15 protein-coding genes are annotated in these 18,114 nt (G+C 72.5%); 13 read left to right on the forward strand and 2 right to left on the reverse strand.

The features are described from left to right. Positions 1 to 167 precede the first annotated feature (167 nt). From thrS to LX15_RS10290, 7 genes are all read left to right on the forward strand, one after another. Entirely contained in the window at positions 168 to 2,237 is a 2,070-nt protein-coding gene (thrS, locus tag LX15_RS10260; RefSeq protein ID WP_253669292.1) for a threonine--tRNA ligase, read from the forward strand. A gap of 44 nt (positions 2,238 to 2,281) precedes the next feature. Then, positions 2,282 to 2,857, forward strand: a complete 576-nt coding sequence (locus tag LX15_RS10265; protein WP_253669405.1) for an HIT family protein — start codon at positions 2,282 to 2,284, stop codon at positions 2,855 to 2,857. Between the two features lie 276 nt (positions 2,858 to 3,133). Next, complete coding sequence (gene pgsA / locus LX15_RS10270; protein ID WP_253669293.1) at positions 3,134 to 3,754, forward strand: phosphatidylinositol phosphate synthase; 621 nt, start codon at positions 3,134 to 3,136, stop codon at positions 3,752 to 3,754. Positions 3,755 to 3,763: 9 nt separating this feature from the next. After that, positions 3,764 to 4,693: a phosphatidylinositol mannoside acyltransferase gene (locus LX15_RS10275; protein WP_253669406.1), complete on the forward strand. Its 930-nt coding sequence runs from the start codon at positions 3,764 to 3,766 to the stop codon at positions 4,691 to 4,693. Positions 4,694 to 4,704: 11 nt separating this feature from the next. Then, the gene (locus LX15_RS10280) at positions 4,705 to 5,850 is read left to right on the forward strand and encodes a glycosyltransferase family 4 protein (RefSeq protein ID WP_253669294.1); all 1,146 of its coding nucleotides are present in this window, start codon (positions 4,705 to 4,707) and stop codon (positions 5,848 to 5,850) included. After that, positions 5,847 to 6,845 carry an NUDIX hydrolase gene (locus LX15_RS10285; RefSeq protein WP_253669295.1) on the forward strand — a complete coding sequence of 333 codons (999 nt, stop codon included), beginning with the start codon at positions 5,847 to 5,849 and terminating at the stop codon, positions 6,843 to 6,845. The genes LX15_RS10280 and LX15_RS10285 overlap by 4 nt, the downstream gene beginning before the upstream one ends. A 173-nt stretch (positions 6,846 to 7,018) precedes the next feature. Next, positions 7,019 to 7,408, forward strand: a complete 390-nt coding sequence (locus tag LX15_RS10290; RefSeq protein WP_253669296.1) for a hypothetical protein — start codon at positions 7,019 to 7,021, stop codon at positions 7,406 to 7,408. 817 nt (positions 7,409 to 8,225) lie between these two features. On the opposite strand, the gene LX15_RS10295 is transcribed toward LX15_RS10290, so the two are convergent. Then, positions 8,226 to 10,367: an elongation factor G-like protein EF-G2 gene (locus LX15_RS10295; RefSeq protein WP_253669297.1), complete on the reverse strand. Its 2,142-nt coding sequence runs from the start codon at positions 10,365 to 10,367 to the stop codon at positions 8,226 to 8,228. A 576-nt stretch (positions 10,368 to 10,943) separates the two neighbouring features. On the opposite strand from LX15_RS10295, the gene pdxS reads away from it, so the two are divergent. Both pdxS and LX15_RS10305 read left to right on the forward strand, forming a co-directional pair. Then, positions 10,944 to 11,864 (forward strand): pyridoxal 5'-phosphate synthase lyase subunit PdxS, encoded by a 921-nt coding sequence (gene pdxS / locus LX15_RS10300; RefSeq protein WP_308213445.1) that lies wholly within the window; start codon positions 10,944 to 10,946, stop codon positions 11,862 to 11,864. Positions 11,865 to 12,497: 633 nt separating this feature from the next. After that, positions 12,498 to 12,650: a hypothetical protein gene (locus tag LX15_RS10305; protein WP_253669298.1), complete on the forward strand. Its 153-nt coding sequence runs from the start codon at positions 12,498 to 12,500 to the stop codon at positions 12,648 to 12,650. Here the strand turns inward: LX15_RS10305 and LX15_RS10310 are convergent. Then, positions 12,647 to 13,216: a helix-turn-helix domain-containing protein gene (locus LX15_RS10310; RefSeq protein ID WP_253669299.1), complete on the reverse strand. Its 570-nt coding sequence runs from the start codon at positions 13,214 to 13,216 to the stop codon at positions 12,647 to 12,649. The two genes, LX15_RS10305 and LX15_RS10310, sit on opposite strands and share 4 nt — an antisense overlap. A 68-nt stretch (positions 13,217 to 13,284) precedes the next feature. Between LX15_RS10310 and LX15_RS10315 the strand changes: the two genes are divergently transcribed. The 4 genes from LX15_RS10315 (at position 13,285) to LX15_RS10330 (ending at position 18,091) form a co-directional block, all read left to right on the forward strand. Next, the gene (locus LX15_RS10315; RefSeq protein ID WP_308213440.1) at positions 13,285 to 14,130 is read left to right on the forward strand and encodes an AzlC family ABC transporter permease; all 846 of its coding nucleotides are present in this window, start codon (positions 13,285 to 13,287) and stop codon (positions 14,128 to 14,130) included. Next, positions 14,127 to 14,435, forward strand: coding sequence for an AzlD domain-containing protein (locus LX15_RS10320; RefSeq protein ID WP_253669300.1), 309 nt, complete (start codon positions 14,127 to 14,129; stop codon positions 14,433 to 14,435). Before LX15_RS10315 ends, LX15_RS10320 begins: the two co-directional genes overlap by 4 nt. A gap of 479 nt (positions 14,436 to 14,914) precedes the next feature. Next, entirely contained in the window at positions 14,915 to 16,303 is a 1,389-nt protein-coding gene (locus LX15_RS10325) for an amino acid permease (protein ID WP_253669409.1), read from the forward strand. Positions 16,304 to 16,756: 453 nt separating this feature from the next. Further along, entirely contained in the window at positions 16,757 to 18,091 is a 1,335-nt protein-coding gene (locus LX15_RS10330) for an amino acid permease (protein ID WP_253669410.1), read from the forward strand. Positions 18,092 to 18,114: the final 23 nt, after the last annotated feature.

The following is an 18,114-nucleotide window of genomic DNA, read 5'->3' on the forward strand; positions in this document are numbered from 1 at the left end:
GTTCGCGCGGAGCGCCTCCCTCCGCCGTCCCGCTCCGCCCGCCCCCGCGGCGGGGCGGTGAAACCCGCAGGTTGTGCGCGGGGCGCACTCGATAGCATCGGCACGCGAAGCACCACCCGATCGCGCGTGGACGAGCAGACCGCGCGCCCCGAGCCGAGGAGCCCCCCGTGTCGCAGACCAGTCCCGTGCCCGCCGAGCCCGCAGCGCGCGTGCTGGTGCCGGCCGGGACGACCGCCGGCCAGGCGCTGCGCGACGCGGGGGCGCCGAACAAGGGGCCGCAGGCGGTCGTCGTCGTGCGTGACCCGAACGGCCGGCTGCGCGACCTGTCCTGGGCGCCCGACGTGGACACCGAGGTCGAGCCGGTCACCGCCGACAGCGAGGACGGCCGCAGCGTGATCCGCCACTCCTGCGCCCACGTGCTGGCGCAGGCGGTGCAGCAGCTCTTCCCCGAGGCCAAGCTGGGCATCGGCCCGCCGGTCAGGGACGGCTTCTACTACGACTTCGACGTCGACCGGCCCTTCACCCCCGAGGACCTCCAGGCGCTCGAGAAGCGCATGAAGCAGATCATCAAGGGCGCGCAGCGGTTCTCGCGCCGGGTGGTCGAGTCGGTGGACGCGGCCCGCGCCGAGCTGGCCGCCGAGCCGTACAAGCTGGAGCTCGTCGACATCAAGTCCGAGCCCGGCGCGGTGGACACCTCCGAGGTCATGGAGGTCGGCGGCGGCGAGTTGACGATCTACGACAACCTCGACCCCCGCAGCGGCGAGCGGGTGTGGGGCGACCTGTGCCGCGGCCCGCACGTGCCGACCACCAAGTACATCCCGGCGTTCAAGCTCATGCGCACCGCCGCCGCCTACTGGCGCGGCAGTGAGAAGAACCCGCAGCTCCAGCGCGTGTACGGCACGGCGTGGGAGTCGCAGGAGGCGCTGGACCGCCACCTGGAGCTGCTGGCGGAGGCGGAGCGCCGCGACCACCGCCGGCTCGGCTCCGAGCTGGACCTGTTCAGCTTCCCCGACGAGATCGGCTCCGGCCTGGCCGTCTTCCACCCGAAGGGCGGCGTGGTCCGCCGGGTGATGGAGGACTACTCGCGGCGCCGCCACGAGGAGGCCGACTACGAGTTCGTCTACTCGCCGCACATCACGAAGAGCACGCTGTTCGAGACCTCGGGCCACCTCGACTGGTACCGCGACGGTATGTACCCGGCGATGCACCTCGACGCCGAGCTAGACGACGAGGGCAACGTCCGCCGGCCGGGGCAGGACTACTACCTCAAGCCGATGAACTGCCCGTTCCACAACCTGATCTTCCGGGCGCGCGGGCGGTCCTACCGCGAGCTGCCGCTGCGGCTGTTCGAGTTCGGCTCGGTCTACCGGTACGAGAAGTCCGGCGTGGTGCACGGCCTCACCAGGGTGCGCGGCATGACGCAGGACGACGCGCACATCTACTGCACCCAGGAGCAGGTGCGCGACGAACTGAAGTCGCTGCTGACCTTCGTGCTCGACCTGCTGCGCGACTACGGCCTCGACGACTTCTACCTCGAACTGTCGACCAAGAACGAGGAGAAGTACGTCGGCTCGGACGAGATCTGGGAGCAGGCCACCGAGACGCTGCGCCAGGTCGCCGAGGACTCCGGCCTCGACCTCGTGCCCGACCCGGGCGGCGCGGCCTTCTACGGCCCGAAGATCTCGGTGCAGGCCAAGGACGCGCTGGGCCGCACCTGGCAGATGTCCACCATCCAGCTCGACTTCAACCTGCCGGAGCGGTTCGAGCTGGAGTACACCGCGCAGGACGGCTCCCGGAAGCGCCCGGTGATGATCCACCGCGCGTTGTTCGGCTCGATCGAGCGGTTCTTCGGCGTGCTCACCGAGCACTACGCCGGCGCGTTCCCCGCGTGGCTGGCGCCGGTCCAGGTCGTGGGCATCCCGATCGCCGACGAGCACGCCGAGCACCTGCGGCAGGTGGCCAAGGCGCTGCGGGCCAGGGGCATCCGGGTCGACGTGGACCTGTCCGACGACCGGATGCAGAAGAAGATCCGCAACCACACCGTGCAGAAGGTGCCGTTCCTGCTGCTGGCCGGCGGCAAGGACGTGGAGGCCGGCGCGGTGTCGTTCCGGTTCCGCGACGGCAGCCAGGTCAACGGCGTGCCGGTGGACCGGGCCGTGGAGGCGGTCGCCGCGTGGGTGGAGCGGCGGGAGAACGCCTCGCCGACCGCCGAGACCTTCCGGGTGGACCAGGCGTGAGCGCCGTGAACCCGGACGACGCGGCCAACGGCCTGCCCGGCCCGGTGCCCGAGGGGACGGCGCTCGGCCCCTCGGAGCTGGTGCCGCAGGAGGGGATCGGGGTGCCCGACCCGCTCCAGCGCCTGTGGACGCCCCACCGGATGGCCTACATCCAGGGGGAGAACAAGCCGGAGGGCACGGAGCCCGGTGGCTGCCCGTTCTGCCGGGTGGTCGAGCTGGACGACGCGGAGGCGTTGATCATCGCCAGGGGCCGGCTGGTGTACGCGGTGCTGAACCTGTACCCGTACAACCCAGGGCACCTCATGCTGCTGCCGTACCGGCACGTGCCCGACTACACCGACCTGACGGCCGACGAGACCGTCGAGCTGGCCGAGTTCACCCAGCGCGCGATGCGCGCGGTGCGCCTGGCCTCCTCCCCGCACGGGTTCAACATCGGCATGAACCAGGGCGCCGTGGCCGGGGCGGGCATCGCGGCCCACCTCCACCAGCACGTGGTGCCGAGGTGGGGCGGGGACTCGAACTTCATGCCGGTCGTCGGCCACACCAAGGTGCTGCCGCAGCTCCTGGGCCAGACCAGGGACCTGCTGGCCGACGCGTGGCGGCGCGTGTCCGAGAGCTGACGCGGGCTGACCCGCCGCGAGCGAGTGCCGACCGGCCCCGTCCGTCGCCTTCCGGCGCGGTGGGGCCGGTCGGGCGTTTCCGGCCTCAGGCGACCAGACCCGGCCTCCGGCTCGTCCGGCGTTGTCGGCGCGCGGGAGGCGCGGGCCGCCGGCGACGTAACGAACGCCACGCCCCGCCCCTGGCGCCGAGGTGTCGGCGGCGGCGGTGGGGTGGGGGCTGGTTAGGCTGCCGGGACGACCAGTCCCTGCGTTCCCGGTAGGTGCCGAGACTCTCCGATGCTCAACATCTTCGCCCGTGCCTCGGTCTCCCGCGTCACCGATCCGATCGGGGCGTGGCTGGTCCGGTGCGGGCTTACCCCGAACGTCGTCACCGTCGTCGGCACGACCGGCACGGTGCTGGGCGCGCTGTGGTTCTTCCCGCGCGGCCAGCTCTTCGTCGGCACCCTGGTCGTCACCGTCTTCGTGCTGTTCGACCTGTTGGACGGGGCGATGGCGCGGTCGGTCGGGCGGGGCACGCCGTTCGGCGCGGTGCTGGACGCGAGCTGCGACCGGATCGCCGACGGCGCGTTGTTCGGGGCGTTGGCCTGGTGGTGCTTCACCGGTGGGGACAACCGGCCGCTGGCCGCCGCGGCCCTGGTGTGCCTGGTGGGCGCCCAGGTCATCTCCTACGTGAAGGCGCGCGCCGAGGCCTCGGGCCTCTCGGCGGACGGCGGCCTGGTGGAGCGGGCGGAGCGGTTCATCATCGCCCTGGTCGGCGCGGGTCTGTCCGATCTCCTGGGCGTGCCGTGGGTGCTGGACGTGGCGCTGTGGCTGCTCGCGGCGCTCTCGGTGGCCACCGTCGCGCAGCGCCTGGTGGCCGTGGCCCGCTCGGCCAGGGAGTCCGCGAATGGAGGCTGACGGGTGAGCGTGCGGGCGAGCTTGGTCGACGCGGGGTACGCGGCGGGGTGGCGGCTGGTGCGGACGTTGCCGGAGCCGGTCGCCCGCGCCCTGTTCCGGGCCGGCGCCGACCTGGGCGCGCGCCGGGCGGGCGCCGCCGTCGGCCAGCTCCGCCGCAACCTCGCCAGGGTGGTCCCCACCGCGTCGCCCGCCGAACTGGACGATCTCGTGCGGCGCGCGCTGCGGTCCTACGCCCGCTACTGGTGCGAGGCGTTCCGCCTGCCGTCCACCGACCACCGCGCGCTCCACCGCCGCCTGGACCCGTCGCTGCGGGGCAGCGAGCACCTCGACGCGGCGCTGGAGGCGGGTCGGGGCGCGATCGTCGTGCTCCCGCACTCCGGCAACTGGGACGCCGCCGGGGTCTGGCTGGTCGGGCACTCCGGCACCTTCACCACGGTCGTGGAACGGCTGCGCCCCGAGTCGCTCTACCGGCGGTTTCTGGCCTACCGGGAGTCGTTGGGCTTCGAGATCCTGCCGACGACCGGCGGCCCGGTGCCCCCGGTCGCGGTGTTGGCGCGCCGGCTGCGGCGCAACGGCGTGGTGTGCCTGGTCGCCGACCGCGACCTGTCGTCGACCGGGGTCGACGTGACGTTCTTCGGGGAGCGGGCCAGGATGCCGGCCGGCCCCGCGCACCTGGCGGCCAGGACGGGGGCGGCGTTGCTGCCGGTCCGGTGCCTGTTCGCCGGGGAGCGCGACTACGACATCGCGATCCACCCGCCGGTGCCCGTGCCCGGCAGGGAGGCGGTGGCCGAGGCGACGCAGGCGGTGGCCGACGTGTTCGCCGCCGACATCGCCAGCCGCCCGGAGGACTGGCACATGACGCAGAGACTGTGGCTGGCCGACCTGCCCGGCGACCGGGCGGGGAGGCCGCGGGCCGAGGGCGTCGGGACGGTTCCATGAGAAGCGGTGCCATGAGGATCGGTGTCGTCTGCCCGTACTCGTTCGACGTGCCGGGCGGGGTGCAGGCCCACGTCGTGGACCTGGCGCGCGCGCTGCGCGCGCTGGGGCACGAGGTCGACGTGCTGGCTCCCGCCGACGAGGACACGCCGCTGCCCGACTTCGTCACCTCGGCCGGCAGGGCCGTCGGCATCCCGTACAACGGCTCGGTGGCCCGGCTGGCCTTCGGGCCCGTGTCCTACGCGCGGGTGCGCCGGTGGATCAGGGAGCACGAGTTCGACGTGCTGCACCTGCACGAGCCGACCGCGCCGAGCCTGGCCATGCTCGCCCTGATGGCCGCCGACGGCCCGATCGTGGCGACCTTCCACACCTCCACGCCCCGGTCCAGGGCGCTGTCGGCGTTCCAGGGCGTGCTGCGGCCGTTCCTGGAGAAGATCACCGCGCGGATCGCGGTGTCCGCCCTGGCGCGCCGGGTGCAGGTCGAGCACCTGGGCGGCGACGCGGTGGAGATCGCCAACGGGGTCGACGTCGGGTTCTTCGAGCGCGCCGAGCCGCTGGAGGGGTACCCGCGCCCCGGGGGGACGGTCGGGTTCGTCGGCCGGTTCACCGAGCCGCGCAAGGGGATGCCGGTCCTGCTGGAGGCGCTGCGCCGCCTCGTCGACGAGCGGCCCGACCTGCGGTTGCTGGTCGTCGGCAGGGGAGACGCCGACGACCTGCGCAGGGCGGCCGGCCCGGGGCTCGCCGAGCGGCTGACCCTGCTCGGGCAGGTCGACGACGAGACGAAGGCCCGCGCGCTGCGCAGCGTCGACGTCTACTGCGCGCCGAACACCGGCGGCGAGAGCTTCGGGATCATCCTGGCCGAGGCGATGGCGGCGGGGACCCCGGTCGTGGCCAGCGACCTCGACTCGTTCCGCCGGGTGCTCGACGACGGCAGGGCGGGCGTGCTGGTGCCGGTCGAGGAGCCGGAGCCGCTCGCCGAGGCGTTGGGCCGGTTGCTCGACGACCCGGTCCGCCGCGCGGAGCTGGCGGCGGCCGGCCGCCACCGGGTGGCGGCCTTCGACTGGTCCGTCGTGGCCGCGCAGGTGCTGCGGGTCTACGAGACCGCCGTGGCGGCCGACCCCCGGCGCGTCCACGAGGCGGGGGAGGGGCCGGCGGCGTGAGCGTCACGATCACCCTCCTGGCGACGCTGCTCCTGCTGGTCGCGGTGGTGGGCCTGTGGTCGCTGCTGACCGCCAACCGGTTGGACCGGCTGCACGTGCGGACCGACGCGGCGTGGGCCGCGCTCGACGCCGCGCTCGCCAGGCGGGCGGTCGTCGTCCGCGCGGTGACCGCCGCCGTCGGCGTGGACCCCGAGGTGGGCCGGCGGCTGCGGGAGGCGGCGCACCACGCCGAGCGGGCGCGCCGGCCGGACCGCGAGGCGGCCGAGAACGAGCTGGGCCGGTTGCTCGCCGAGCTGGACCGGACGGTGCTGCCTCCCGCGCTGGCCGCCGAGCTGGCCGACGCCGAGGAACGCGTCGTGCTGGCCCGGCGGGTGCACAACGACGCGGTGCGCGACACGCTCGCGTTGCGGCGGCGTCGCCGCGTCCGGTGGCTGCGCCTGGCGGGCACGGCCCCGCGCCCGGAGTACTTCGAGATCGCCGAGCCGACCGTGGCGGGCGAGGAGGCGGCGGCGCCGCTGTTCCGCCCGGCGGCGCGGGTGGTGCTGGTCGACGGCAAGGACCGGGTGTTGCTGTTCCACGGGCACGACCCGGCCTGCCCCCAGGAGATGTTCTGGTTCACCGTGGGCGGTGGCGTGGACGCCGGCGAGGAGCTGCGGGCGGCCGCCCTGCGCGAGCTGCGCGAGGAGACCGGGCTGCGGCTGGCCGCCGACGATCTGGTGGGGCCGGTCTGGCGCCGCAGGGTGATGTTCAGTTGGGACGGGCAGGCCTACGACGGCGAGGAGTGGTTCTTCCTTGCCCGGTTGGCCGAGGCCGACGTCCCGGTCGACACCTCCGGCTTCGAGGAGGTGGAGGCCAGGACGATCCGCCGGCACCGGTGGTGGACCGCCGAGGAACTGCGGGAGACCACCGACACGGTCTACCCCCTCCAGCTCGGGGAGGCGTTGCGGGAGCTGCTGGACACCGAGTGGGACGGCAGGACCCGCTCCGTTCGCTGACCCGACGTGTCCGCTGACCCAACGCACCTGGTGATCTGGTGCGTCCGCTGACCCGACGCGGCACGGATCTCCCCGCGCCGCACGGCTTTCGCGGCCCGTGCCGAGCGGCTTCGTCCCGTCGGCACGCCACGGCGCGTCGGCCGGTTCCGGTCCCGCTGGCATGATGTTGCGCCATGAGCGACGGACGGTGGCCGGTCTCCGACGAGTGGGAGATGCTCGGTGTCCACTGGCACGGCCATGTCGAGGAAGTCCCCATGGCGGTGGCCAAGACCCGCAAGGAGCGGCTGGTCTCCCTGCCCGACGAGGTGCTGCTGACGCCGCAGGAGGTCGCCGCCTGGCTGGCCGGCGCGGTGAAGGCGGCGGCCGGGCTGCCCGAGGACGCCAACTTCGGCGACTCCGTCTCGGTGTGGGTCTCCCTGGCGTCGCAGGGGGAGTCCATCGTGACCGGGGTGCGCCAGCAGTGCACCGTCGCCGCCGACGCGGTCACCGACAGCGAGTGCGACTGCCAGTCCGAGCACGAGAAGCCGGCCGTGGCCAGGCTCGGCCGGCGCCGCCGGAGCTAGGCCGTGTCTGTCTGTTCGGTGGCTGGCCAGATCATCATGCTGGTGATCGTGAGGGCGGCCGGGTAGGACTGGTTGGTCTGTCGTATCCGCTGGCCAGGCTGCGCCACTGCGTGAGGCGGTTGGTGCGGCCTTCCACGGTGTTGCGGTCGCGGTAGGTCACCGGGTCGAAGGCCAGCGGTGGGCCGTCGCGGCTGCCCTGGGCCAACGGGTCGTGGACCCCGATCGCCCTGTCTGCGGCATCGTGGCCGTGATGCTGGGGCGACGCAGGTGCTCGCGGATCGCGCGGGTGTCGTAGGCCTTGTCGGTGAGCACCCGGTCTGGCGGGTGCGGATGTGTCCAGACCGGGTGTGACAGGGGATGTCGGCCATCAGATCGTCGACGCGCGGCGCGGCGTCGGCCTGGCCCGGGGTGAGCACGAGGGGCAGTGGTCGGCCGTGTTCGGCGCGGGCCGGGTGCGCCTGGGTGCTCAGCCCTGACACGGCGGCCGATGTAGCCCCCTTTCGTCGTTCCGGTGGTGTGTTGGTGCGCCCGCATCACGGTGGAGTCCATGTTGGTGGTCCGCTCCACCCCGTCGGTGGCCGTTGTCGCGAACCCGCCGCGTGCTTCCGGTGACCGCGCTCAGCCTGCCGTCGGCGTGCCCACGCTGGAATCGGTCGTCGACCGCGACTGTCATGGCCCCGAGCGTTCGGGCAGGTCCCGTCACGACCGACCCTGACGTGAACCGCTGGGTGGCCCCGCCCCGCGCGGCACGGGAGGCCCGCCCGGGTCGGCGGAAGCCGGTGGAGCCGTCCCTCCCGTGTCGCGCGCGGAGCCCCGGTCATCTCCGCTCGTTCTTCTCAACCTTCGCCGCCAACGACTCCGGCAGCGGCTCGTGGCGGGCGAACCGACGGGTGAACGTCGCCGTACCCGAGGTCATCGAGCGCAGCTCCACCGCGTACCGCACCAGCTCGGTCGCGGGCACCTCGGCCTTGATCAGCGTGCGACCCGGCCCGCCGCCCTCGGTGCCCAGCACCCGGCCGCGCCGGCCGGACAGGTCGCCGAGGATCGTGCCCATGTGCTCGTCCGGCACGAGCACGGCGATCTCGTCGACCGGCTCCAGCAGGGTCAGCCGGGCGTTGGCCGCCGCGTCCCTGAGCGCGAGCGCGCCCGCCGTCTGGAACGCCGCGTCCGAGGAGTCGACGCTGTGCGCCTTGCCGTCGACCAGCGTCACCCGGATGTCCACGACCGGGTAACCGGCGAGCAGGCCCCTGGCCATCTGGGCCCGCACGCCCTTCTCCACGCTGGGGATGAACTGGTTCGGGATCGCCCCGCCCACGATCCGGTCCACGAACTCCAGCCCCGAGCCCCGGGGCAGCGGCTCGACCTGGATGTCGCACACGGCGTACTGGCCGTGGCCGCCGGACTGCTTGACGTGCCGGCCGTGCCCCTTGGCCGGCCCGGCGAAGGTCTCGCGCAGCGCCACCCGCACCGGCTCGGTGTCCACCTCGGCCCCGCCGGCCCGCAGCCGTTGCAGCACGACGTCGGCGTGCGCCTCGCCCATGCACCACAGCACGAGCTGGTGCGTCTCGGGGTTGCGCTCCAGGCGCAGCGTCGGGTCGCCGGCGACCAGGCGGGAGAGGTTGCGGGCCAGGTTGTCCTCGTCGCTGCGGCTGCGCGCGACCACGGCGACCGGCAGCAGCGGCTCCGGCATGTCCCACGGCCGCACGACGAGCGGGTCGTTCGGCGCGGACAACGTGTCGCCGGTCTCGGCCGTGCCCAGCTTGGTGAGCGCGCACAGGTCGCCCGCGACGCAGTAGGGCACCTCGCGCAGGTTCGCGCCCAGCGGGGAGTAGATGTGCGCCACGCGCTCGTCGGCGTCGTGGTCGGCGTGGCCCCTGTCGGCCAGCCCGTGGCCGGAGACGTGCACCGACCGCTCGGGCCGCAGGGTCCCGGAGAACACCCTCACCAGCGAGACCCTGCCGACGTAGGCGTCGACCGCGGTGCGCACGACCTCGGCCACCAGCGGGCCCGACGGGTCGGGGGACAGGCGCGGCCGGGGGATGCCGTCCGGCGAGCTGACCTCGGGCAGGTCGTGTTCGAGGGGGGAGGGGAACCCCCTGGTCAGCACCTCCAGCAGCTCGGAGATCCCGACGCCGGTCGCCGCGCACACCGGCAGCACCGGGTGGAAGGAGCCGCGGACCACCGCGGTCTCCAGGTCCCTGATCAGCGTGTCCTGGTCGATCTCCTCGCCGGCCAGGTAGCGGTCCATCAGGGTCTCGTCCTCGCTCTCCGCGATGATCCCCTCGATCAGGGCGTCGCGGTGCCGGTCGACCAGCGGCTCCAGGTCGGGGTCCGGGTCCTTGACCAGCGGGGGGAACCCGCCCGAGTAGTCGAACACGCGGCGCGTGACCAGACCGACCACCCTGGTGGTCCCGTCGCCGGGGACGGGCAGGTAGAGCGGCAGCACCCCCGCGCCGAACGCCCGCTGGCACGCCGCGAGCCCGCTGTCGAAGTCCGCCCGGTGGTGGTCGAGCCGGCTGATCACGACCGCGCGGGGCATCCTGACCGCCGCGCACTCCTCCCACAGCGCGACGGTCGCCGCGTCGACGTCCTCGGAGCCGGACACCACGAACAGGGCGGCGTCGGCGGCGCGGAGCCCGGCCCGCAGCTCGCCGACGAAGTCCGCGTACCCGGGGGTGTCGATGAGGTTGACCTTGACGTCGTCGTGCACGAGGGGGGCGACCGCGAGCCCGACCGAGCGCTGCTGGCGCACGGCCGCCGGGTCCTGGTCGCAGACGGTGGTCCCCTCGGTGACCGATCCGGCCCGGTTGATGACCCCGGCCGCGGCGAGCAACGCCTCGGTGAGGGTGGTCTTGCCCGAGCCGGACGGGCCCACCAGCACCACGTTGCGCACCTTGGCCGGGTCGGCTACAGCGACCGACGCTCCGGCATGACCGATCTCCGCGTGCTTGGTCCCCATCGGGCACCACCTCCCACGAAGGAGTTGTTCACTGGTCGTTCATGTGGTCGATCTCACACCGTTGTCCGCGTGTCGACAACCCCGCCGCGCCCGGCCCATCCGGGCGGACGAACGGAACGCCCCGCCGCGCCGTCGTCCGACGGACGGGCCTGGTCCGTCCGGGCGGGCGCGGGGCGCTGTCCGGAGTCGGGGAGACCGGGAGCCGGGAGCGTTCGGGCGAGGGAGGTCGCCGGACCGCCGGTGGCGGATGAGGCGGTCCCCGCATTGTCGGGCCGCGGCCGGTGTCCGGCTCATCGACCATCTGCGGCGTCACCCCGGCGTCACCCCGGCGTCGCGCGGGGCCGCGCGATCGCCGGCTCGCCCCGCGCGGCCCCTCTCGGGGCGTGACACGCTGCGACTTCTCAGGCCGACCCGAGCGCCGGATTCGGTGATTGGACTGTTGAAAACACGGTCGAATGGCCTGTCCGGCTGGTCCACGTCGCACGTAGGATGACGGCGTCCGCCGTCGGTTCGACGGCGTTCCCCCTGTCCCAACCGCTGTGGAAAGGGTCCGAGGTGACCGACACCGAGACCGCCGTGGACGGCAACGACCGCAACGCGCAGAACGAGGTCACGCAGGTGACCGGCACCGCGCGGGTGAAGCGCGGCATGGCCGAGATGCTCAAGGGCGGTGTGATCATGGACGTGGTCACGCCGGAGCAGGCGAAGATCGCCGAGGACGCCGGTGCGGTCGCCGTGATGGCGCTGGAGCGCGTGCCCGCCGACATCCGCGCGCAGGGCGGCGTGGCCAGGATGAGCGATCCGGACCTGATCGACGGCATCATCGAGGCGGTGTCGATCCCGGTGATGGCCAAGGCCAGGATCGGGCACTTCGTCGAGGCGCAGGTGCTCCAGGCGCTCGGCGTGGACTACATCGACGAGTCCGAGGTGCTGACGCCGGCGGACTACGCCAACCACATCGACAAGTGGCAGTTCACCGTGCCGTTCGTGTGCGGGGCGACCAACCTCGGCGAGGCGCTGCGCCGGATCACCGAGGGCGCGGCGATGATCCGCTCCAAGGGCGAGGCCGGCACGGGCGACGTCTCCAACGCCACCACCCACATGCGCAAGATCCGCGCCGAGATCCGTCGGCTCCAGTCGATGGCCGAGGACGAGCTGTACGTGGCGGCCAAGGAGATGCAGGCCCCGTACGAGCTGGTCCGCGAGGTGGCGCGCGAGGGCAAGCTTCCGGTCGTGCTGTTCACCGCCGGCGGCATCGCCACCCCGGCCGACGCGGCGATGATGATGCAGCTCGGCGCCGAGGGCGTGTTCGTCGGCTCGGGCATCTTCAAGTCCGGTGACCCGGCCAAGCGGGCCGAGGCGATCGTGAAGGCCACCACCTTCTACGACGACCCCGACGTGATCGCCAAGGTGTCGCGGGGCCTGGGCGAGGCCATGGTGGGCATCAACGTGGACGAGATCCCGGAGCCGCACCGGCTGGCCGAGCGCGGCTGGTGACCCCGGAGCGGTCCCGCTGACGCTCCTGTTCCCCCGAGGACCCCGGTCGCGGACCGGGGTCCTCGGTCGTTCCCGGGGCGTTCCCGGAGGTGTCCGTACCCGGGTCGTTCCCGGTTCGCTCCCGGGCCGCCCTCCGGCGCCAGGTCCTGGTGTCCCGCCGGCGCTGGGTCGTGTTTCAGAAGTGAGGTGACCGGCGGCGGGGTCGGTGGCCGGAACGTTGTCGCGGCCGCCGACGGGCTGGTCGTGTGGGACGTCAGCGTGGATTCCACGATCACGCCCGCACCAGCACGCCGCCGGCGCGCGGAAATGGGGATCTTCAGGTTGAGCCGCCCGACACCGACGCGGGTGGTGCGCCGAATGATCACGGGGTGGGGTGGTTGCGGGGTGGGTGGACCAGCACGCTGCACCTGGCCTGCGAACAACAGCGGTGACCGTTGGCGGCCGTTGTCGCTGCTGGTCACCGCTGGGCAACGGGGCGCCAACCCGCAGGTCACGACGGTGATCGAGGCAATCCGGGTGCCGTGCCAGACGGCGGCCGTCCACGCGCCCGACCGGACCGGGTTCTGGCCGTCAGGGCCTACGGTTGCCGAGGCGACCGGGTTTCCCTGCGTCAGTGGAAGATCAAGGCGACCATTGACCAGCCCCCGTGGCCAGGGCGGCCACCGCACGGCTCAAGGCTCCCGCGCCGGACGGCCAGCCGTGATCGACGGGCAGGTCTCCGAGCAGAGCCACGCGGTCGAGTGCGGCATCAACATCTGGCTGCGGCACATCTGGAACACGTTCTAGACGTGCTCCATGACCAGGACGTACGACGTGCCAGGGTCGAGGGCCTGGTAGATGTGCGGGACGTCCCCGGGGAAGGAGGCATAGTCCCCGGGGCGGAGTTCCACCGGGGCATCCACCGGGCCGGTGAGCAGACGCCCGGTGCTGACCACGACGTGCTCCACCGTGCCGGGGATGTGCGGGTCCGCCCGGCGCGGCTGTTCCGGCTCGACGTCGATGAGGTAGACGTCGCGGCGGGCCCCCGGCGGGCAGGTCGACAGCAGCGTCGCCGTGTAGTGGGTCTGCTCGGAGCGGTACTTCGGGCCCTCGCCCGCCCTGAGCACCCGCACCCTGGGCGTGGGCGGGTCGACGAGCCGGCTGAACGGGACCCCGAGCGCCGCGCCGAGCGCCCACAGCGTCTCGACGCTGGGGTTCCCGGCGCCCGACTCGAGCTGGGACAGGGTGGACTTGGCGATGCCGGCGCGTTTGGCCAGCTCGCTCAGGGACAGGCCGACGCGGTCCCGTTCCCGGCGCAACGAGGCCGCGATGACGTCCAGCGGCGCGCCGCGCCGCTCCTCGTCCTGCTCCATCCGTTCGCTCCAGAAGTCATGTCGTTCGCCTTGACGAACAGGAGTCTCCGCGTCCAGCATACGAACCGATGCGTTCGATGAAGGAGTCAGTGCGTTCGGCCTGGCGAACCCTGGACGGCGGCCTGCTGCGCGACGTGCTCGCGGTGGCCGCGGCGTTGGCGTTGGTGGGCGTCTCGTTCGGGGCCATCGCCGTCGCCTCCGGCCTGTCGCCCTGGCTCGCCGTGGCCATGTGCCTGCTGGTGTTCGCCGGCGGCTCGCAGTTCATGGCGGTCGGCATCGTCGCCGCGGGGGGAGGGCCGGTGGCCGCGATCCTCGCCGGCCTGCTGCTCAACGTCCGGTTCCTGCCGTTCGGCCTGGCCACCGGGGACGTCCTCGGGCGCTCCCTCGTGGCGCGGCTGGTCGGCAGCCACCTCCTCATCGACGAGACCGTCGCCTTCACCCTCGCGCAGCGCGACCCCGCGCGCCGCCGCGCTGTCTACTGGATCTCCGGCGTCGTCTTCTTCGTCACCTGGCACGTCGGTGTGGTGTTCGGCGCCGTGGCCGGCCAGGTGATCGGCGACCCGAACGCCTTCGGGGTGGACGCCGCCTTCCCCGCCGGCCTGCTGGCGTTGCTCCTGCCGTCGTTGCGGGACCGCACGGTGCTGACGGTCGCGCTGCTCGGCGCCGTGCTCGCGTTGGTGACCACGCCGTTCCTCCCGGCGGGTGTCCCCGTGCTGCTCGCCCTGGCCGCCGTCCTGGTCGCGGTGCCCTCGGCCAGGGCCGGGGGCTCGACCGGGGCCGGAGCGACCCGGTCGGGCGCGTCCGGTGAGTCGGGCGCGTCCAGTGAGTCGGGGGCGTCCAGTGAGGCGGGGGCGTCCGGCGAGACCGGGAAGCCGAACGTGCCGGCCGCGGCCGAGACGGGGGAGGCCCGATGACGTTCACCTGGGTGCTGGTCCTGGCCGCGGGCACCTACGCCCTGCGACTGGCCGGCGTGCTGCTGCGCGAGCGCGTGCGCATGCCGGAGTGGGCCGAGCGGCTGGTGTCGATCGCGGCGACCACGTTGCTGGTCGCCCTCGTCGCGACCGCCACGCTGACCGCCGACGGCGGGTTCGCCGGGTGGGCCCGGCCCACGGGCGTCGCGGTCGGCGCCCTCGCCGCGTGGCGGCGGCTGCCGTTCTTCGTCGTCGTGGTCCTGGCCGCGTCGACGACCGCGCTCCTGCGGTGGGCCGGCGTTCCCTGACCGACGGGCCGGCGAGGCCGCTCGTGCCTCCGAACCGCATCCGGTTGGCCGGGGGCGGGGCCGGTCGTGGCGGACGTCGTCCGTCGGCGTCGATCAGTGTCGGTCGGTGTGGGTGGGTGTCGAACGACGCCGGCCGGCGTCGGCCGAGTTCCCCGTTCGTTGCGTTCCCGCACAACGTTGTTTGACCCGACTCCGCTCCGGGGATCATTTCGTTCAGGAGCGGAGGGAGCGGCTGTGACGTATTTCTCCAGATCATCCGGGCCTGTGGTCGACATTACGTCACACGGCGCGGGCTCCCGTTTGGACGGTTAACGGTCGCTATCGTTCACTGTTCGGTGCCTGGCCGGACTCCGGCCGCGTTGGAAGACGGGAGGGCTCGCGGCGTGGAGTCGTCAGAGCTGAGGAACACCACCCCGGGTGGCGGACCCGGGGCGGGTGACGAGGGTTATGCGAAATCGCTGACCAACCGCCAGATCCAGATGATCGCCATTGGCGGCGCGATCGGCGTCGGCCTGTTCCTGGGCGTCGGCGGCCGACTCGAGTTCGCCGGACCCGGCCTGATGCTGTCGTACGCGATCAGCGGGATCGCCGCGTTCTTCGTGATGCGCGCGCTCGGCGAGCTTGTCATGCACCGGCCGACCGCGGGCAGCTTCGTGGAGTACGCGCGGGAGTTCATCGGGCCGTGGGCCGGTTACGCCAGTGGCTGGATGTTCTGGGTGAACTGGGCGATGACCGGCATCGCCGAGATCACGGCCGCCGCGCTCTACGTCGAGCGCTGGCTGCCCGACGTGCCGCAGTGGATCACCGCCCTCGTCGCGCTCGCCGTGCTGCTGACCGTCAACCTGCTGTCGGTCAAGCTGTTCGGGGAGATGGAGTTCTGGTTCGCCCTCGTCAAGGCGATCGCGATCATCCTCTTCCTGTTCGTCGGCCTGTCCCTGGTGGTGACCGGCGCCGGCGTCGGCGACACCGGCTACCACGCGGGACTGCACAACCTGACCGACCACGGCGGATTCCTGCCGAAGGGTTTCGGGGTCGTGCTGATGGCGTTGCAGGGCGTCGTGTTCGCGTTCGCCGCGATCGAGATGGTCGGAATCGCGGCCGGCGAGACGGACAATCCGCGCAAAGTCGTTCCCAAGGCCATCAACAGCGTTGTCTGGCGAATCGCCTTCTTCTACATCGGCTCGGTGTTGCTGCTGACGCTGGTGTTGCCGTGGACGGTGTACCGGAGCGACGAGAGCCCGTTCGTCACCGTGTTCTCCGCGATCGGCCTGCCGGCGGCCGGCGACGTGATGAACGCGGTGGTGCTCACCGCGGCGCTGTCGTCCTGCAACTCCGGTCTGTATTCGACGGGGCGCATTCTGCGCTCGCTCGCCAGTCGGGGCGAGGCGCCCGCCTTCACCGCGAGGATGAGCCGGCGTCACGTGCCCTACGGCGGCATCCTGTTCACGGCCGTGGTCTACCTGTTCGGCGTCTTCCTCAACTACTGGGTGCCCAAGGACGCGTTCGACATCGCCGTGAACGTGGCCTCGCTCGGCGTGATCACCACGTGGATGACGCTGCTGTACTCCCAGATCCGGTTCCGGCAGAAGGTGCGGCGGGGCGAGGTGGAGCCCTCGACCTTCCGGATGCCCGGCGCCCCGGTCAGCGGCTGGCTCACCCTGGCGTTCCTGGTGGGCGTGCTCGTGTTGATGGTCTTCTCCGACGACTGGAAGCAGCAGGTCTCGGTCGGGCTCGCGCCGGTGTTGGCCGTGGTGCTGGCGGTCGGCTGGTGGGTCATCTCGCGTCGCCGGCGCCCCGGCGCGGCGCCGGGCGCGTCCCCGGCCGGCGGCCCCAGGGGAGGCGGCGCCACCGCTGCCCCGAAGGGCTGAAACGCAACGTCACGCTCTTGAGCGGGGTCGGTCCGGGTCGCCGGGCCGGCCCCGCTGGCTTTCCGGGGTTGCTCCGGGTGGCTCGGCGCTGGTCGGCGCAGGGTTGGGCGGTTTCGTTGCGTCTGGCGCAACGAAGCGCCGCTCCCGGCGGGTGTGCGGCGCGGATCACACCGCTCGTGACTCACTGTGGCGACTTCTGTGGCGATCATTACTCCGTTCGCGTAAGTGTGATCCGCGTTACCTCGCACGTGGTGAGTCTCTGACAGAACGGTTAACGATGGCTATCGTCCCCCGTTCGAGGGCGGCCGGGTAGCGGGAGACCCGGCCAACGATGACAGGAGGGCTCGCAGCGTGGATTCGCTGGAGCTGAAGACCACGCCCGGCAACGGCGCCGGCGGGTCGAACACAGAGGACGAGGGCTACGCCAAGTCCCTCAGTAACCGCCAGGTCCAGATGATCGCGATCGGCGGCGCGATCGGCGTCGGGCTGTTCCTCGGCGCGGGCGGTCGACTGCACAGCGCCGGCCCCGGCCTGGTGCTGTCGTACGCCCTGTGCGGGATCGCCGCGTTCTTCGTGATGCGCGCCCTGGGCGAACTGGTGCTGCACCGGCCGACCGCGGGCAGCTTCGTGGAGTACGCGCGGGAGTTCGTCGGCCCGTGGGCCGGCTACGCCAGCGGCTGGATGTACTGGGTGAACTGGGCGATGACCGGCATCGCCGAGATCACCGCCGCCGCCATCTACGTGCACAAGTGGCTGCCGGACGTGCCGCAGTGGCTCACGGCGCTGGTCGCCCTCGGCGTGCTGCTGACCATCAACCTGCTGTCGGTGAAGCTGTTCGGCGAACTGGAGTTCTGGTTCTCCGTCATCAAGGTGCTGGCGATCATCGTCTTCCTGTTCGTCGGCATCGCGCTGGTGGTCACCGGCTCCGGCGTCGGCACCGCGGGCAACGCCGGCGTGCACAACCTGACCGACCACGGCGGGTTCCTGCCCAACGGCTTCCCCGTCGTGCTCATGGCGCTCCAGGGCGTGATCTTCGCCTACTCGGCGATCGAGCTGGTCGGCATCGCGGCCGGCGAGACCGAGAACCCGAGGAAGGTGCTGCCCAAGGCCATCAACGGCGTGGTCTGGCGGATCGGCATCTTCTACATCGGCTCGGTGCTGCTGCTGGCGATGGTCCTGCCGTGGACCCTCTACAACGGCGACCAGAGCCCGTTCGTCACGGTCTTCTCCGCCCTGGGCGTGCCCGGCGCGGGCGACGTGATGAACGCCGTGGTGCTCACGGCGGCGCTGTCGTCCTGCAACTCCGGCCTGTACTCGACCGGGCGCATCCTGCGGTCGCTGGCCAGCAAGGGTGAGTCCCCCGCCTTCACCGGCAGGATGAGCCGCCGCCACGTGCCCTACGGCGGCATCCTGTTCACCGCGGTGATCTACCTGTTCGGCGTCGTCCTGAACTACCTGGTGCCCAAGGACGCCTTCGACATCGCGGTCAACGTCGCCTCGCTCGGCGTGGTGACCACGTGGATCACCCTCCTGTACTGCCAGATCAGGCTGCGCCGGAAGGCGCAGCGCGGCGAGCTGGAACGCCCGTCGTTCCGGATGCCCGGCTCGCCCTACACCAACTGGGGCGCGATCGGCTTCCTCGTCCTGTGCCTGGCGCTGATGGTGTTCTCCGACGACTGGAAGCAGCAGTTGTCGATCGCGCTGGCCCCGGCGCTGGCCGTCGTGCTCGCCGTCGGCTGGAAGATCCTCCAGGCCCGGCAGCGGCGCCGGGCGGGCGTCGACGCCTGACGCGTGAGGTCGACGGGTGGGGT

This window comes from Streptoalloteichus tenebrarius (assembly GCF_024171885.1).
In the GTDB taxonomy this organism is placed as follows: Bacteria; Actinomycetota; Actinomycetes; order Mycobacteriales; family Pseudonocardiaceae; genus Streptoalloteichus; species Streptoalloteichus tenebrarius.

What these genes read in the sequence shown, in the direction of transcription:
- LX15_RS10295 (WP_253669297.1), bottom strand. Translation starts at nt 10,367, where the DNA reads ATGGGGACCAAGCACGCGGAGATCGGTCATGCCGGAGCGTCGGTCGCT.
- LX15_RS10310 (WP_253669299.1), bottom strand. Translation starts at nt 13,216, where the DNA reads ATGGAGCAGGACGAGGAGCGGCGCGGCGCGCCGCTGGACGTCATCGCG.
- pgsA (WP_253669293.1), top strand. Translation starts at nt 3,134, where the DNA reads ATGCTCAACATCTTCGCCCGTGCCTCGGTCTCCCGCGTCACCGATCCG.
- LX15_RS10320 (WP_253669300.1), top strand. Translation starts at nt 14,127, where the DNA reads ATGACGTTCACCTGGGTGCTGGTCCTGGCCGCGGGCACCTACGCCCTG.
- LX15_RS10315 (WP_308213440.1), top strand. Translation starts at nt 13,285, where the DNA reads ATGCGTTCGATGAAGGAGTCAGTGCGTTCGGCCTGGCGAACCCTGGAC.
- LX15_RS10330 (WP_253669410.1), top strand. Translation starts at nt 16,757, where the DNA reads ATGATCGCGATCGGCGGCGCGATCGGCGTCGGGCTGTTCCTCGGCGCG.
- LX15_RS10280 (WP_253669294.1), top strand. Translation starts at nt 4,705, where the DNA reads ATGAGGATCGGTGTCGTCTGCCCGTACTCGTTCGACGTGCCGGGCGGG.
- LX15_RS10325 (WP_253669409.1), top strand. Translation starts at nt 14,915, where the DNA reads ATGATCGCCATTGGCGGCGCGATCGGCGTCGGCCTGTTCCTGGGCGTC.
- LX15_RS10290 (WP_253669296.1), top strand. Translation starts at nt 7,019, where the DNA reads ATGAGCGACGGACGGTGGCCGGTCTCCGACGAGTGGGAGATGCTCGGT.